Here is a 16,035-nt window from a genome sequence, read left to right on the forward strand (position 1 = left end):
CCCTGGCGGGAATGCCTTTTTCTTTTGCGTCTTTCCTGTCAAAAAAAACTGAACAAGTTGCCAAATTCTTTCCGCTATCTGCTTTTCATCCCCTGCCTTATTGTTAATTCCAGCAGCACAACAGCACAACGTTAAATACAAACACGTCCCCCAACAATGCTCTCTGCGAGGAAATGAAAATGTCTAAATTCGATCTGCTCGACCCACAGAACTCCACTCTGATTTTCATCGACCATCAGCCACAGATGTCATTCGGCGTTGCGAATATCGATCGCCAGCAGCTTAAAAATAATACTGTCGCTCTCGCAAAAGCGGGCAAAGTTTTTAACGTGCCGGTGATTTACACCTCGGTCGAAACGGAAAGTTTCAGCGGCTATATCTGGCCTGAGTTACTGGCGGTACATCCGGAGGTGAAACCGATTGAACGTACCTCGATGAACTCATGGGAAGATGCAGCCTTCGTGAAAGCAGTGGAAGCAACAGGACGCAAAAAACTGATTATCTCTGCACTGTGGACCGAAGTATGTCTGACGTTCCCGGCGCTGATGGCGCTGAAAGAGGGCTATGAAGTGTATGTGGTGACCGACACCTCCGGCGGCACCAGCGTAGATGCGCACGAACGTTCTATCGACCGTATGGTGCAGGCTGGCGCAGTGCCGGTGACCTGGCAGCAAGTGTTACTGGAATATCAGCGCGACTGGTCACGTAAAGAGACTTACGACGCGGTGATGGATCTGGTGCGTGAACATAGCGGTGCATACGGCATGGGCGTCGATTATGCCTACACCATGGTGCATAAAGCCCCGCAGCGTAAGGCATGATAGCCGAAATTATAGCCCGGTTATTCCGGGCTATAAACGGTATTTATCCCCTCGAAATCCTGTAAATTCTCCCGCCACCACATTGCAGCGTTGCCGGTGGCGTTTTCGTTCCAGGCCATAAAAGCCTGATCGCGGCGCGTCTGGGTATCAAGACGGCGCTCCACCAGCGCTCCGCTTTCAAGGTGAGGTGCAGCCAGATAACGGGGCAGATAGCCGCAACCCAGCCCGGCGATTTGGGCATGAACTTTGGCATTAAAGTCATGAACGCTGATCATCTTCTGCTCATCAAGTACGCGCAAATCCGCGCCTGTGCTGTGGCGGGACGTATCGTGAACCACTACCGCGCGGTACTGGCGGATTTGCTCGCGCACCAGCGGCTCCGGCATCGAGGCGAGCGGGTGATGCGGGGCAACGGCAAACACATATTCCAGCCAGCCGATAGGGCGATATTCAATGCCGCTGCGCGTGAGTGGCTCCTGAACTGCACCGAACAGGATATCGGCTTCGCCATAACTGAGCGCTTCCCAGCAACCGGCGAGCACGTCGTGGCGGAATAACAGCTGAGTATGCTGATGCTCAGCGTAAAACCGCTCGATCAGCGGCGTAAGCAGCGCGAAGGGCACGGAAGCATCAAGGCTGATAGTCAGTTTGCTCTCCCAGCCGCTTTCAACATACTGCGCCTGTTGCTCCAGCTCACTGACGGCACGCAGCAGCACGCGGCCTTTATCCAGCATCAGACGACCGGTGGGGGTGAAGGTGGCGCGATGGCCTGAGCGATCCAGCAGTTTGATATTGAGATCACTTTCCATTTTCTGCACGGTGTAACTCAGTGCGGAAGCCGTTTTAAACAGTCTGGCAGCCGCTGCGGCAAAGGTGCCGTGACGGTCTAACGCGTCAAGGATCAGCAGCGCTTCAAGGCTTAATCGCATTTATTTTCCCACCCAATAATGGTTGAACGCCGGACAATCATTTCCGGTAGCAATGGCTGCTCCATTTCGTATTGTTTACAGTTATAACGCAACAAATAGTTAACCAGAGGTTGATGACTGTATGCATTACCAGTATCATTCGTCTGTTTTTTATACGGCATTTTTATTGTTAAAGTTAGCAGAGAAAACAGGTCAGCCAATTTGTGGAATCCCGAAAAAGCGCTTTTTACCGAGCTCTATCAGTACCCTGAACATCTTCGTCATACCTTAGAAAATTTACCCGGCAGCAGCGGTGTCTATATTTTTTACGGCGACGATAACGCCTTTCCGCTGTATATCGGTAAAAGCGTGAATATCCGCAGCCGCGTGATGTCGCACTTTCGCAATCCTGCCGAAGCCAAACTTCTGCATATGACCCGCGATATCGAACACATCGAAACAACCGGTGAGATCGGAGCATTGTTGCTGGAATCTGACCTGATCAAAACCCGGCGTCCGTTGTTCAATAAACGCCTGCGCACCGCCCGCAAGCTGTGTTCCATCCGGCTTCAGGGATTAAGTGCGCAAATTGTCTTTAGTGATGACGTGGATTTTTCTCACAGCGAAGATCTGTTTGGCCTGTTTAAAACGAAAATGTCGGCAATCGAGAAAATCCGCGATATCGCCGATCAGGAAAAGCTGTGTTACGGCGCGCTGGGGCTGGAAAAACTGACGAAAAACCGCGCTTGTTTCCGCTTTTCACTGGGCAAATGCGCGGGCGTCTGCTGTGGTAAAGAAACGCCGGATGCGCATCAGGAACGTCTCAGAAATGCGCTCAGTACCTTGAAAATCCGCAGCTGGCCATATCCTGGTCGGATCGCTATCGTCGAAGAAGCCAGCGGCCAGACGGATTATCACGTCATCAATCACTGGTTCTATCTGGGCACGGTAAAAACGCTGGAGGCCGCGAAAGCCTTTGATATTGCCGTTCCGCACTTTGACCGCGACAGTTATAAAATCCTCTGCAGGCCGCTATTCGAGACGGACAGTTCGAAAGTAATTTTGCTGGACTGACTGCAATAAAAAAGGCTGCCTACCGGCAGCCTTTCAGTGCATTGCGTCACTGCGCAATGCCCGCGAATTAACGCATGGTCACAAACTCTTCCGCACCGGTCGGGTGGATAGCGACGGTGTTGTCGAAGTCTTTCTTGGTTGCGCCCATTTTGAGTGCGACCGCGAAGCCCTGCAACATTTCGTCCATGCCGTAGCCGATACCGTGAATGCCGACGATTTTCTCTTCCTTACCGACACATACCAGTTTCATGCGGCACGGCTGACGGTGCTGCGTGACAGCGGTGTACATCGCGGTAAATGCGGATTTGTACACTTTTACGTTGTCTTCGCCGAACTGCTCTTTCGCCTGCGGTTCAGTCAGGCCGACGGTGCCGATTGGCGGGTGGCTGAACACGACGGTGGCGATGTTGCTGTAATCCAGATGTTCTTCCGGTTTGTTGTTGAACAGGCGCTCGGAAAGACGACGGCCTGCTGCGACAGCCACGGGTGTCAGTTCAACCGCACCGGTGTTATCGCCCACCGCATAAATACCTTTTACGCTGGTATTCTGGAACTTATCGACGACGATATACCCTTTTTCGTTGGTTTTCACGCCGGTCGCTTTCAGGTTGAAATTGTCGGTTTCCGGTTCGCGGCCAATCGCCCAGACCAGGCTGTCGACTTCAAATTCTTGTCCGTTTTCCAGTTTCAGCGTCAGGCTGCCGTCGGCATTTTTTACCACTTCTTTCGGAATGGATTCTTTATGCAGCGCCGGGCCTTCGGTTTCCATCACTTCCACCAGTGTTTCGACAATCAGCGGATCGAAAGTACGCAGCGGCGCGTGTTTACGCACGAACAGGTGCGTTTCAGCACCCAGCGCGTTCATCACACCGGCGATTTCTACCGCGATGTAACCTGCGCCAACCACGGCAACGCGTTTTGGCATTTCGGTCAGATCAAAGAAACCGTCTGAATCGATGCCATATTCCGCACCCGGAATATGGGGGTGGCTCGGACGACCGCCGGTGGCGATCAGGATGTGATCCGCCGTGATCTTTTCACCGTTCACTTCAACGGTGTGATCGTCAACAAAGCGTGCGAAGCCCTTGATCACGTCCACTTTATTTTTACCCAGTACGTTGTCGTACGAGGTATGAATGCGGTCAATGTAAGCGGTACGGTTGGCGACCAGCGTTTTCCAGTTGAAACTGTTTACGGTGGTATCAAAGCCATAGTCCGGGCCGTAGTTGCGGATCGCTTCAGCGATTTGCGCGGCGTGCCACATCACTTTTTTCGGGACACAACCCACGTTGACGCACGTGCCGCCCAGCTCTTTAGCTTCGATCAGCGCACATTTTTTCCCATACATGGCTGCACGGTTGATTGATGCGATACCGCCGCTGCCGCCGCCAATTGCCAGATAGTCATAATGTTTGGTCATCGGATTTTCCATGAGTTGTCAAAAATGAAGAACGCCATACCGGCGTCGCTAATCTTAAAAATTGCTTGTGAGTTTAGCGCGTGAATGCGTTTTGTCGCAAAGTTTGGATCGATGGCTGCAATAGGTTTGATAGCTGAGACCTTAGAAAAAGGTCTCAGCGAGGGGGAAATCTTTACTTACTCAGGGACAACCCAGTTAACCGTGGTGTGACCGGTGCCGGAAGGAACCAGCACTTTCAGCAGCCACGGCAGCACGTTATTCATCTGCTGCTCGAGTTTCCACGGCGGGTTAATCACGATCATGCCGGAAGCCGTCATGCCGCGCTGATCGCTGTCCGGACGCACGCCCAGTTCGATTTGCAGGATACGGCGGATACCCGTTGCTTCGAGGTCACGCAGCATTTTTTTGATTTGCTGGCGCATCACCACCGGATACCACAGCGCGTAAGTGCCGGTGGCAAAACGCTTGTAGCCTTCCTGAATGCCTTTTACCACGTCCTGATAATCGGTTTTCATTTCGTACGGCGGGTCCATCAGGATCAGCCCGCGGCGTGACGGCGGCGGTAACTGAGCTTTGAGCTGCTGATAACCGTCGGCACGCGCAACGCGGGTACGGTCATCTTTCTGGAATTCACTGCGCAGCAGCGGGAAATCGCTCGGATGCAGTTCGGTCAGGTGCAGTTTGTCATCTTCACGCAACAGCTGACGGGCAATCAGCGGCGAACCCGGGTAATAACGCAGGTTTTCATTGCGGTTGAAGTGATTGACGACAGACATATACGCCGCCAGTTCTTCAGGAATATCATCACGTTGCCAGATGCGCGCGATACCTTCCAGATATTCGCCGGTACGTTCGGCGTGTTCGCCACTCAGCTGATAGCGCCCGGCACCCGCGTGGGTATCGAGATAAAGGAAGGGTTTTTCTTTTTCTTTCAGAGATTCAATGATCAGGCTCTGAACGGTGTGTTTAAGGACGTCGGCATGGTTGCCGGCGTGAAAACTGTGGCGGTAACTCAACATAACTTTATCATTCCGGAGTGGCGTATTGCGGACAGTATAAACATTCGGCCTTCAAGTTGCCCGTAAAACGCCGCCATCTTACTTCCCGACCCAGCTGTTCTTAATTTTGAACATGTCTGCGCGGTTAAAACTGATGGAGTAATTGAAGGCTTTGCCGTCCTCCAGCTTGGTGACGCCGGAGACTTTCAGCATCGGGCTACCGGTTTCAATGTTCAGCAATGCGCAGAGCGTTTCGTCGAACAGCGCGGCCTCGATCACCGAATTATAGAATTTAATTTTCCGGCCCGTTTTGTTTTCAATATATTCATATAAAGACGCTTCTTGTAAAACGGCTTCTGGAATTGACGTTATGACAGCGCAGGGAATATACGAGTCTTCAATCAGCACCGGGATATTATCAACCAGCCGGATACGGCGGATATAATGAACGTCGTCATCCGGATGAATATCAAGCTGAGCGGCGATATATTCTCCCGCAGCGATTTTGTTCAACGTAATCAGCTTGCTGGAGACTTTAACCTGATTTTTAAATTCACGCGAAAAACCCAGAATAGAATCGCTGGTGCCGTTATTGAGCAAATAAACGTTATCTTCAATCACTTTGGTGACGTACATGCCTTTGCCGTGGATGCGCTCGATGAAGCCTTCCTGTTCAAGCATATGCATCGCTTTTTGCAGGGTGACGCGCGTGACGTCGTAGTGCGCCGCTAATTCCCGCTCAGAAGGGATTTTGTCCCCGACACGATATTCTTTATTGAGGATCGCCTGTTTCAGGCTGTTTTTAATATCAATGTAACGGGCGGCCATGGCGTAACGCCTTCTTGCAGCGGTTTATTTTCGGGCAGTATAAACAGAACACGTAAAGGTGTCATCCGGGCGCGCCGCCGTGAAAAATGCGCGGCGCGCTGAGGGGCTAACGGAGTTTTATCAGCGCCGGAGCCGGTTGCTCAAAGGCGCGATGCAGAATTTCCATGGTGGTCATGACGTCCTGCTGCGAAATATAAGGCGGTTTTCTATGCACCAGCGTGGCGTAAACCGCGTCGTAAACGCGGCCATAATCGCCGGTACCGGCATTGACTTTTTCAGTGATAATTTCACCGCGCTGATTCTGATATTTCAGCAAGCCGAATTCTGACTCCTGCCCGAAATGAGGGCAGCCCGGCATTATTCCGGCTTTAAGACAGGTTTCCTGCTGGTCGATATTCAGTTTGATAAATGACCCGTTTTCACCGTTAACAATGAATTTCGGATAAGGCTGCATGACCAGATGGCTGCATTTCACGATCGCTTTGATATCGCCGTAATAAAGTTGCAATTCAAACGTATCGTCAGGGTTATTTTTATTCCTGACAGAGCGGATATCGTAATGCACGAATTCCGGTCGACCGAACAGGCTGACGACCTGATCGATAAGATGCACGCCCAATCCGTAAAATGCGCCATCGGTGAAATCACCGGGTGCGTCAGGCGCATCGGGACGGAAATAGTCGAAGTGGCTTTCGAACTCGACAATTTTCCCAAGCACGCCGCTGTCGATCACTTTTTTAGCGGCTAAAAAACAGCTGTCAAAACGGCGATTCTGGAATGGCGTGACTGTGAGACCCTTTTCTGCGGCCAGGGCAAACAACGCCTGCGCTTCAGCCAGCGTGCGGGTAAACGGTTTTTCGACGATGACGTTTTTCCCGTGCTCCAGACACTGACGGGCGAAATTGTAGTGCGTTTCCGGCGGCGTACACAGCGTCACCAGCCGGATGCTTTCATCGAGCAGAATGTCGTTCAGGCTGTCGGTGAAATGAATGCCCTGATATTCGCTTTCGGCTTCCAGCGCCGGGCGGCGGGTCACATCGAAAATCGTTTTTACGCGAAACGTTTCGCGGCGCTGAAAAACGTAGGGCAAGTGATAACGCGTAGCGCTTTTGCCGAATCCTATAAATGCACTGTTTATCGTCATGATAATAGACTCCCTGTATGAAGGTTTATGCACTGACCTGTGCCACTTTTGCCGGGATTTCGGCTGTTTCAGCCGCCAGTTGTTTCTTTTCCAGCAAACGGAAGAAGGGATAATAAATGATTGTCGAAATAATAATCATGACGCCTGACCAGATTGCCGCGGGAATATTTCCGCCAGTGGCGAAATAGGCATTCAAGAACGGCGGCATGGTCCAGGGGATCTGTAATACCGGGCGGCCAATAATATTAAATTCCATCAGGAAATAAGACATCGTACACAGCAGCATCGGCGTGACAATTAACGGCAACATCATCAGCGGATTGAAAACCATCGGCACGCCGAATATCACCGGCTCATTAATACAAAACAGGGACGGCGCAAAAGACATGCGGCCCAGCGATTTATAATAACGACTTTTCGACATCATCATCGCCAGCACCAAACCCATGGTCGCGCCGGAGCCGCCGGTACAAATGAAGAAGTTATAAAATCCTTCGGCAAAGATATGCGGGATCGGCTGATGGCTCAGATAAGCCTGCGTATTTTCGACAATGAATTTCAGGAAGATTGGCGCGGTAATACCCGATAACACGTTGGTGCCGTGTATTCCGCAACACCAAAGCAGTGAAATCAGAAACACCAGAATTAACATCCCCGGCAATGTCCCCAGGCCAATCACCAGCGGGCTGAGGATCATCGTGAAGAACGCGTTGATATCAAAGTGCAAAATCACCCTGACGAACCAGACCAGTGCCAGGCAGACAAACGCCGGGATCACGCTGACGAAAGACTGCAACACCGCAGGCGGCACACTTTCCGGTAGCCGGATATAGATTTTATGCTCAATGAAAAAGCGGATGATATATACCGTCAGTACCGACAAAATAATGGCGGAAAATAATCCCGACGCGCCGAGGTTATCGACGTTCAGCAGGTAATTATCATCGAGCTGCGCCATCAGAAAAACGGCGACGGTAATACCGCTGCACGTCAGCCCGTCGAGTTTGTAATGTTTTGCCAGGTTGTAACTGATGCCGATTGCGGAGATCAAACCAATAATGCCGAATGTGACGATAACCGGTACATTCAGCGCCGTACCAAAGGTGCCGAGATATTCCGTCCAGCCGGGAATAGGCAGGTTGGCGATAATTAAAAACACGCTACCGGAAATAATAAACGGCAATGTCAGCGTGATGCCGTTTCTGACGGCGACCAGAATCACGTTTTCCCCGACTTTCACCAGACAGGGCACCACGCGGGATTCTAAAAACTTCATCATGATATTTTCCCCCCCTTGCCGGATTTGTACTGAGGCAGGAAAGGCCGGTTTACGGCCAGATATTCATCGAGAATTTTCCCGGCAATATCCACGGACGGGATCAACGGATGCACCGACAGCGCCATTAATGCGGTGGAGTAATCGCCGGTGACAGCGGCTTCAACGGTGAGTTCTTCAAACGCTTTAACGCTCTGGATCAGCCCGCGAACTTTCACCGGCAGGCGGCCATAAGCCAGCGGATGCGCGCCCTGACGGTCAATCATGGCGTTGGTTTCCACCACGCTTTCATCGTCCAGATCGCGCGTTGCGCCCCGGTTTGGCGTATTCACGACGTGGATTTCTTTTTTATCGTTATAAATTGAGCTGATGATGGAACAGGCCGTTTCCGAGTAATACGCGCCGCCGCGGCTTTCCAGCTCTTTCGGTTTGGACTCAAGCTGAGGATTTTTATAAATTTCAAAGAGTTTTCGTTCTATTTCTCGGGTTTGCTCGCCGCGTGTACCGTGCGCTTTACAGTCCTGAAGGCTGTGTTCGACCATTTCCCGGCTGAGATAAAAGTATTTCAGGTACGAGAGCGGAAACAGGCCGAGCGCACGGATAAAATCAGGCGGTAAGCCAATGTCCGGGACATTTTTTAACGAGCTGCCGCCCGCGCTTTTCGCCAGCATTTCAATAAATCCGGCGGTGACGTCCTGACCTTTTACCGCAATCTGATCGGCAAAAATCAGGTGGTTCAGCCCCATTACTCTGGCGTAAACGTCGCGGCGCTCAACGCCGTAAACGCCTGCAACCTCCATCATCATGTTGTTTGCGCCGCTGCAGATGCCCAGCGTTTTTATTGGGGAATATTTTTCGATGGCTTCCGTGACAATTCCGGCGGGATTGGTGAAGTTGATCAACCACGCCTCCGGGCAAAGCCTTTCCATATCACGGCATAAATCCAGCAGGACCGGAATGGTGCGCTGCGCTTTCATAAAGCCGCCCGCACCGGTGGTCTCCTGCCCGAGAACGCCGTATTTCAGTGGAATGGCTTCATCGTGAATGCGCGCTTCCTGCTGGCCGACGCGTAACTGCGTGGTGACGAAATCCGCGTCAAATAATGCTTCGTTGCGGTTGGTAGTGAGGTGAACCGTCATCGGTAATCCTGATTTCTTCACCATGCGTTTTGCCAGTTCCCCGACAATTTTCAGCTTCTCCGCGCCCGCGTCGATATCCACCAGATAGTAATCGGTGACCGGCAATTCATCGTACCGGCGGATAAAACCTTCAATCAGTTCCGGCGTGTAACTCGATCCGCCGCCCAGCGTGACAATCTTGAGTTTTTTCATTTTCGTTTCTGTCCATGATGTGATTTTTCGAGAGAGCCAAACTGGCATATGCCAGATGAAAAATAACACGATTAACCCTGCTGTAAATAAGGTTTACCTGACGGGCAGAACTCATGATGAAAAATGCGAGGCGGATCCAAATTGAGAGTGATGTTTGAGATGTGAGTTATTGATGCGGTTAATAACTTCTTCTGAGCCGACGAATTTGCCCGGCCCATTGATTTCGCCGCAACTTGACCGCATGTTAGAAGTTACGTCATCTTTAAGACGACCCGAATTCACGGCGTGGTGCGCCTCAGGCGCATCAAACCCACCCGAATTAACGAAGGACTGGCCCTATGACTGAACAGCATAACGCGTCGAACAATCCGCTCTTAAAACCGTTCTCCCTGCCGCCTTTCTCTGCGATCAAACCCGAACATATCGTCCCTGCGATGCAATCTGCGATCGAAGAAAGCCGCCAGACGATTGAACGCGTGGTCGCTCAGGGCGCGCCTTATACCTGGGAAAATCTGTGCCAGCCGCTGGCGGAAAGCGACGATCGTCTGAGCCGTATCTGGTCGCCGGTCGGGCATCTGAACGCAGTCAAAAACAGCCCGGAACTGCGTGAAGCGTACGAGCAATGTCTGCCAATTTTATCTGAATTCAGCACCTGGACCGGGCAGCACGCCGGTTTGTATCAGGCTTATCGCGATTTAAAAGACAGCGAGCATTTCACTACGCTGTCCGTTGCTCAGAAAAAAGCGATTGATAACGCGCTGCGTGATTTCGAGTTATCCGGCATTGGTTTGCCGGTCGACAAACAGAAACGCTACGGCGAAATTTCGGCGCGTCTGTCTGAGCTGGGTTCGACGTACAGCAACAACGTGCTCGATGCCACGATGGGCTGGAGCAAGCTGATTACCGATGAGGCCGAACTGAAAGGCCTGCCGGAAAGCGCACTGGCGGCGGCGAAAGCGCTGGCCGAATCGAAAGAACAGGAAGGCTGGCTGCTGACGCTGGATATCCCGAGCTATCTGCCGGTGATTACCTATGGCGAAAACCGTGCGCTGCGTGAAGAAATGTACCGCGCGTTCGGCACCCGTGCGTCCGATCAGGGCCCGAATGCCGGTAAGTGGGACAACAGCGAAGTGATGGCAGAGATTTTGTCGCTGCGTCACGAGCTGGCTCAGCTGTTAGGTTTTGATTCCTTCGCGGATATGTCGCTGGCCACCAAAATGGCCGAAAGCCCGAAACAGGTGATTGATTTCCTGAGCGGTCTGGCGACGCGTGCCCGCCCGCAAGGCGAACGTGAACTGGCGCAGCTTCGTGCTTTTGCGAAAGAGCATTTTGGCGTGGACGAAATGGAAGCCTGGGATTTGCCGTTCTACGGCGAAAAACAGAAACAGCATCTGTTCTCCATCAATGACGAGCAACTGCGTCCCTATTTCCCTGAACAACGCGCGCTGGAAGGGCTGTTCGAAGTGGTGAAACGCATTTACGGCATCACCGCCAAAGAACGCAAAGACGTGGAAACCTGGCACAAAGACGTGCGCTTCTTCGATTTGTTCGATGAATCCGGCGATTTGCGCGGCAGTTTCTATCTCGACCTGTATGCCCGCGAACACAAGCGTGGCGGAGCCTGGATGAACGATTACGTCGGCAGTATGCGTAAAGCCGACGGCAAACTGCAAAAGCCGGTCGCGTATCTGACCTGTAACTTCAACGGCCCGGTCGGCAATAAACCGGCGCTGTTTACGCACAACGAAGTTACCACGCTGTTCCACGAATTCGGCCACGGTTTGCATCATATGCTGACCCGCATCGACACGCCAGGCGTTGCCGGAATTGCCGGTGTGCCGTGGGACGCCGTCGAACTGCCAAGCCAGTTTATGGAAAACTGGTGCTGGGAGCCGGACGCGCTGGCGTTCATCTCCGGGCATTTCGAAACCGGCGAACCGCTGCCGAAAGAGATGCTGGATAAAATGCTGGCCGCGAAAAACTATCAGGCGGCGCTGTTTATTCTGCGTCAGCTGGAATTCGGTCTGTTCGATTTCCGTATGCATGCGGAATATGACCCGGCCAAAGGCGCGCAAATCCTGCAAACCCTGGCAGAAATCAAGAAGCAGGTTGCGGTTGTGCCGTCACCAAGCTGGGGCCGTTTCCCGCACGCCTTCAGCCATATCTTTGCAGGCGGTTATGCGGCGGGTTACTACAGCTATCTGTGGGCGGAAGTGCTGTCTGCTGATGCCTATTCCCGCTTCGAAGAAGAAGGGATTTTCAACCGCGAAACCGGGCAGTCGTTCCTGGATAATATTCTGTCGCGCGGCGGTTCCGAAGAGCCGATGGAGTTGTTCAAACGCTTCCGCGGGCGTGAGCCGCAACTGGATGCTATGCTGCGCCATTATGGTATCAAAGGATAATTTCTGCCTGTGAGTGTGTGTTTACTCTGTGAAGAAGGCGCCGATGAAGGCGCCTTATCTGTTCTGGCGCAGCGCTGGAATCTGACGTCCGACCCGGATGCCGTGATGGCGCTGGTGCTGACGCCTGAGCGTCTGGAATTACGCAAACGCGACGAGCCAAAACTCGGTGCAATTTTTGTCGATTTCGCCGGCGGCACGATGGCGCATCGTCGTAAATTTGGCGGCGGACGCGGTGAGGCGGTGGCAAAAGCGGTCGGCATCAAAGGCAGTTATCTGCCGGATGTCGTCGATGCCACCGCAGGTCTGGGCCGCGACGCGTTTGTGCTGGCCTCTCTGGGCTGCAAAGTGCGGATGCTGGAACGCAATCCGGTGGTGGCGGCTTTGCTCGACGACGGGCTGGCGCGTGGCTATCGTGATGCGGAAATCGGCCCGTGGCTGCGTGAACGCATGACGTTGCTGCATGCTTCAAGCCTGACCGCGCTCTCTGAGCTTTCGCCAAAGCCGGAAGTGGTGTATCTCGATCCGATGTATCCGCACAAACAAAAAAGTGCGCTGGTGAAGAAAGAGATGCGCGTGTTTCAGGGGCTGGTTGGCCCGGACGAAGATGCTGACGGCCTGCTGGAACCTGCGCGCAGGTTAGCGACCAAAAGGATTGTAGTGAAACGCCCTGACTATGCGCCACCGATGGCGGACATCGCCGCGCAGGCTGCGGTTGTCACGAAAAGCCACCGGTTTGATATTTATACGCCGCTGTAAATTCCCATAAAAAAAGAGGTGCCACTGGCACCTCTTTCTCATCAACGCGCAGACGTCGCGTCTTACGCTTCTTCTTCCTCGTCACGCAATGGCACGATCAGCATGTCGATATGGACGGTGTTGATCAGCTGGCGTGCGGAGGACATCAGCTTGCTCCAGAAATCCTGGTGGTGGCCGCACAGCACTAAATCCACGCCGTATTTGTTGATGGCATCGACCAGCACCTGGGCTAAATCACCGCTGCCGCTCAGGGTTTCTGAAATCGGGTAACCGGCGTTTTGCGAAAGCTCGTTCAGCGCGTGGTGCGTTTCTTCGGAAATACGTTTCTGCATGTCGCCCAGGTTCACGTCAATCAGGCCGGTGTAGAGGTCTGAATAGTTCACATCAACGTGGATCAGGGACACCTTGGCGTTATACGGACGCGCCATGGAAACCGCTTTCTCGACTAAAACTTTGCTCTCAGGTGAGAGGTCAACAGCAATCAATATGTGTTTGTAAGCCATAAGAAAACTCCTTCCATAAGTCAGTTAAAAGCTATATCAGCATCATGCGAATGTCATGACGTCAGTATAGCGCCAAAATGGTGAGACAAATCAAGCATACAGATCCCATTTCCTAATCTGACAATCTATAGATACAAATAATATGAACACTTACAGATTCGTTTCCTACACTCAATAATGCAGGCTTCTCCTGCTTTAGCATTCTTCTGTGATAAGAAAAGAGGGCGGGCGAACGTTGCCCGGGGGTGTGAAATCGCGGAAAGGCAGGGCGAAACGTCGGGTGTGCGGCAGATTTTGAGCGGCATTGCGCGGTGTCAGTTCGCCTTGAGGGGGAATCATGATCAGTCCCGTTGCGCTGTTTTGGGCTTTATGTTTTGTGTGTGTGGTGAATATGCTGCGTTATTACTCGTCTTTGCGCGCGTTGCTGGTGGTGCTGCGGGGCTGTGATCCGTTGCTGTATCAGTACGTGGACGGCGGGGGATTCTTTACTTCCCACGGCCAGCCCGGCAAGCAGATAAGACTGGTTCGCTATATTTATGCTCAGCGCTATGTTGAACATCACGACCCTGAGTTTATCCGCCGGTGTGAAAGAGTACGCGGCCAGTTTGTCCTGACGACATGTCTGGTTGGACTGATTCTTATCAGTATGATGGCCATGTTGATCTGGTACTGACACGTCTAAAATCGTTGCGAGGAAAGTGTGAAAAAGGGAATAAAAAAAGGCGACCGGTTCTGAGAACAAGGCCGCCTTTTTTACATCCGTGCCTGAGCACGCAGGTTTATCAGATAAGCTTCAGCGCAATCCAGTACAACACGCCGGAAAGAACAATCGACACGGGCAGGGTTAAAATCCACGCCATAGCGATGTTTTTCACGGTTTTAGACTGAACACCGCCGCCATCCACAATCATGGTACCTGCAACCGCAGAGGACAACACGTGCGTGGTGGAAACCGGCATACCGGTGTAACTGGCCACACCGATAGACACCGCTGCCGTCATCTGCGCAGACAGGCCCTGAGCGTAGGTCATGCCTTTCTTACCAATCTTCTCACCGATGGTGGTCGCAACGCGCTTCCAGCCAATCATGGTACCCAACGCCAGCGCCAGCGCGACCGCGATGATGATCCAAATCGGGGCATATTCGACAGTTTGCAGAATGTCGGTTTTCAGCTCGCCGAGGAAGCGTTTATCCGCCGCGGAAGTTTCCGGCAGTTTAGCGACTTTATCGGCAGTATCAGAAACACACATTAGCAGGCGGCGCATGTGGCTGCGTTCTTCCGGTGCCAGATCGCTGTAAGACTGAAGATTAGTCAGCAGTGTCTGCGCGCGGCCAATCGCATCAAGTGCGTGGCTGCTGTCGCAATGGAACACTTTTGTCTCATCGGCTGGTGCGATATTTACGTCCGGTGCAGGCACCAGAGGCGTCTGCGCCACAACGTGTGGCACCGCATCAACATGCTGCGAATAATACTGGCCGAGGTGCGTCACGGCGTCGCGGGTACGGGCAATGTCGTAACCGGTCGCGCTCATGTTCACCACGAAACCTGCCGGAGCCACGCCAATCAACACCAGCATGATCAGGCCGATACCTTTCTGACCATCGTTCGCACCGTGAGAGAAACTCACGCCGATTGCGGACAGAATAAGGCCAATACGGGTCCAGAATGGCGGCTTCTTCTTGCCGTCTTTCTTTTCACGTTCTGCTGGCGTCAGGTGGATACGGGCGTGTTTTTTATTCCCGCTCCAGTAGCGACGCAGCAGGAAAATCATGGTTCCCGCCATAATCATCCCGACCAGCGGTGAGACGATCAGTGAGGCGAAAATGCCAATCATTTTCGGGATGTTTAACGCATCAACCACTGACGTGTGGGTCATCAGCGCGTTAGTCAAACCCACGCCGATAATAGCGCCAATGAGGGTATGGGAGCTGGACGCCGGCAGACCAAAATACCAGGTGCCGAGGTTCCAGATGATCGCCGCCAGTAACATAGAGAACACCATGGCAAGGCCATGCGCGGAACCTACATTCAGCAACAAATCGGTTGGAAGTAAATGGACGATGGCATAGGCCACGCTCAAACCACCGAGCAGGACGCCAAAGAAGTTAAATACCCCTGCCATCACGACCGCTAATTGCGAACGCATTGCCCGGGTGTATATGACGGTTGCTACTGCGTTGGCCGTATCATGGAAACCGTTAATGGCTTCATAGAACAGAACAAACAGTAACGCGAGAATCAATAACGAACCGGTATGAATATCCAACCCGGCAAATAGATGCAGCATAATTGTTACGCCAGTTAGTGGTCATGAACGCCGCGCATTATCTGCGAGAACAGGGGGACGGGAAAAGGAAAATATGACATTTTTTTGACTAAAAACAGTTCAATATTTGGCTTTGTTTCAATTTATTTTTTATATATCAAAATCTTATTCCTCGTTTAGGCGCTGAAACATTTACTTACGACGTTCAGAAAACCACCTCTCTGGCTGGTTTAAGGGGCGTCTGTCCCTTACAATCCGCGTCGCAATGCGGCTAAAGCCCATTGGCACAGGGGGAAGCCCTGTCTAA

The 16,035-nt window shown here is 52.4% G+C and carries 14 protein-coding genes; 5 read left to right on the forward strand and 9 right to left on the reverse strand.

Features of this window, described 5'->3' with window-relative positions; genetic code table 11:
- The first annotated feature begins 179 nt into the window (after positions 1 to 179).
- The gene (locus J1782_RS04005; protein WP_152327596.1) at positions 180 to 821 is read left to right on the forward strand and encodes a hydrolase; all 642 of its coding nucleotides are present in this window, start codon (positions 180 to 182) and stop codon (positions 819 to 821) included.
- A 20-nt stretch (positions 822 to 841) separates the two neighbouring features.
- Here J1782_RS04005 and J1782_RS04010 read toward each other — a convergent pair whose 3' ends face one another.
- A complete protein-coding gene (locus J1782_RS04010) occupies positions 842 to 1,750 on the reverse strand; it encodes a LysR family transcriptional regulator (RefSeq protein WP_152327595.1) in 909 nt (302 codons plus the stop codon).
- Positions 1,751 to 1,951: 201 nt separating this feature from the next.
- Between J1782_RS04010 and cho the strand changes: the two genes are divergently transcribed.
- On the forward strand, positions 1,952 to 2,803 hold the full coding sequence (gene cho, locus J1782_RS04015) for an excinuclease Cho (RefSeq protein ID WP_217152472.1): 852 nt from the start codon (positions 1,952 to 1,954) through the stop codon (positions 2,801 to 2,803).
- A 67-nt stretch (positions 2,804 to 2,870) separates the two neighbouring features.
- Here cho and gorA read toward each other — a convergent pair whose 3' ends face one another.
- The 6 genes from gorA to J1782_RS04045 all read right to left on the reverse strand — a co-directional run bounded on the left by gorA (position 2,871) and on the right by J1782_RS04045 (position 9,800).
- Entirely contained in the window at positions 2,871 to 4,223 is a 1,353-nt protein-coding gene (gene gorA, locus J1782_RS04020; protein ID WP_152327593.1) for a glutathione-disulfide reductase, read from the reverse strand.
- A 176-nt stretch (positions 4,224 to 4,399) separates the two neighbouring features.
- A complete protein-coding gene (locus J1782_RS04025) occupies positions 4,400 to 5,242 on the reverse strand; it encodes a 23S rRNA (adenine(2030)-N(6))-methyltransferase RlmJ (RefSeq protein ID WP_013573521.1) in 843 nt (280 codons plus the stop codon).
- A gap of 78 nt (positions 5,243 to 5,320) precedes the next feature.
- Positions 5,321 to 6,049, reverse strand: coding sequence for a GntR family transcriptional regulator (locus tag J1782_RS04030; protein WP_165060902.1), 729 nt, complete (start codon positions 6,047 to 6,049; stop codon positions 5,321 to 5,323).
- 106 nt (positions 6,050 to 6,155) lie between these two features.
- On the reverse strand, positions 6,156 to 7,193 hold the full coding sequence (locus J1782_RS04035) for an oxidoreductase (protein ID WP_217152473.1): 1,038 nt from the start codon (positions 7,191 to 7,193) through the stop codon (positions 6,156 to 6,158).
- A 25-nt stretch (positions 7,194 to 7,218) separates the two neighbouring features.
- Positions 7,219 to 8,472, reverse strand: a complete 1,254-nt coding sequence (locus J1782_RS04040) for a PTS sugar transporter subunit IIC (protein ID WP_208950052.1) — start codon at positions 8,470 to 8,472, stop codon at positions 7,219 to 7,221.
- A complete protein-coding gene (locus J1782_RS04045; protein ID WP_217152474.1) occupies positions 8,469 to 9,800 on the reverse strand; it encodes a 6-phospho-beta-glucosidase in 1,332 nt (443 codons plus the stop codon). Before J1782_RS04045 ends, J1782_RS04040 begins: the two co-directional genes overlap by 4 nt.
- Positions 9,801 to 10,138: 338 nt before the next feature.
- Between J1782_RS04045 and prlC the strand changes: the two genes are divergently transcribed.
- A complete protein-coding gene (gene prlC / locus J1782_RS04050) occupies positions 10,139 to 12,202 on the forward strand; it encodes an oligopeptidase A (protein WP_217152475.1) in 2,064 nt (687 codons plus the stop codon).
- Between the two features lie 9 nt (positions 12,203 to 12,211).
- Entirely contained in the window at positions 12,212 to 12,958 is a 747-nt protein-coding gene (rsmJ, locus tag J1782_RS04055) for a 16S rRNA (guanine(1516)-N(2))-methyltransferase RsmJ (RefSeq protein WP_152327586.1), read from the forward strand.
- A 62-nt stretch (positions 12,959 to 13,020) separates the two neighbouring features.
- On the opposite strand, the gene uspA is transcribed toward rsmJ, so the two are convergent.
- Entirely contained in the window at positions 13,021 to 13,461 is a 441-nt protein-coding gene (uspA, locus tag J1782_RS04060; protein ID WP_014333460.1) for a universal stress protein UspA, read from the reverse strand.
- 337 nt (positions 13,462 to 13,798) lie between these two features.
- Between uspA and uspB the strand changes: the two genes are divergently transcribed.
- On the forward strand, positions 13,799 to 14,134 hold the full coding sequence (gene uspB / locus J1782_RS04065; RefSeq protein WP_152327585.1) for a universal stress protein UspB: 336 nt from the start codon (positions 13,799 to 13,801) through the stop codon (positions 14,132 to 14,134).
- A 109-nt stretch (positions 14,135 to 14,243) separates the two neighbouring features.
- Here the strand turns inward: uspB and pitA are convergent, their stop codons facing one another.
- Positions 14,244 to 15,749, reverse strand: a complete 1,506-nt coding sequence (gene pitA, locus J1782_RS04070) for an inorganic phosphate transporter PitA (protein ID WP_152327584.1) — start codon at positions 15,747 to 15,749, stop codon at positions 14,244 to 14,246.
- Between the last annotated feature and the right edge of the window lie 286 nt (positions 15,750 to 16,035).

Origin of the sequence: Rahnella sp. BCC 1045 (assembly GCF_019049615.1) — a bacterium.
In the GTDB taxonomy this organism is placed as follows: Bacteria; Pseudomonadota; Gammaproteobacteria; order Enterobacterales; family Enterobacteriaceae; genus Rahnella; species Rahnella contaminans.

What these genes read in the sequence shown, in the direction of transcription:
- J1782_RS04010 (WP_152327595.1), bottom strand. Translation starts at nt 1,750, where the DNA reads ATGCGATTAAGCCTTGAAGCGCTGCTGATCCTTGACGCGTTAGACCGT.
- J1782_RS04040 (WP_208950052.1), bottom strand. Translation starts at nt 8,472, where the DNA reads ATGATGAAGTTTTTAGAATCCCGCGTGGTGCCCTGTCTGGTGAAAGTC.
- J1782_RS04030 (WP_165060902.1), bottom strand. Translation starts at nt 6,049, where the DNA reads ATGGCCGCCCGTTACATTGATATTAAAAACAGCCTGAAACAGGCGATC.
- gorA (WP_152327593.1), bottom strand. Translation starts at nt 4,223, where the DNA reads ATGACCAAACATTATGACTATCTGGCAATTGGCGGCGGCAGCGGCGGT.
- J1782_RS04045 (WP_217152474.1), bottom strand. Translation starts at nt 9,800, where the DNA reads ATGAAAAAACTCAAGATTGTCACGCTGGGCGGCGGATCGAGTTACACG.
- uspB (WP_152327585.1), top strand. Translation starts at nt 13,799, where the DNA reads ATGATCAGTCCCGTTGCGCTGTTTTGGGCTTTATGTTTTGTGTGTGTG.
- J1782_RS04035 (WP_217152473.1), bottom strand. Translation starts at nt 7,193, where the DNA reads ATGACGATAAACAGTGCATTTATAGGATTCGGCAAAAGCGCTACGCGT.
- J1782_RS04005 (WP_152327596.1), top strand. Translation starts at nt 180, where the DNA reads ATGTCTAAATTCGATCTGCTCGACCCACAGAACTCCACTCTGATTTTC.
- prlC (WP_217152475.1), top strand. Translation starts at nt 10,139, where the DNA reads ATGACTGAACAGCATAACGCGTCGAACAATCCGCTCTTAAAACCGTTC.
- pitA (WP_152327584.1), bottom strand. Translation starts at nt 15,749, where the DNA reads ATGCTGCATCTATTTGCCGGGTTGGATATTCATACCGGTTCGTTATTG.
- uspA (WP_014333460.1), bottom strand. Translation starts at nt 13,461, where the DNA reads ATGGCTTACAAACACATATTGATTGCTGTTGACCTCTCACCTGAGAGC.
- J1782_RS04025 (WP_013573521.1), bottom strand. Translation starts at nt 5,242, where the DNA reads ATGTTGAGTTACCGCCACAGTTTTCACGCCGGCAACCATGCCGACGTC.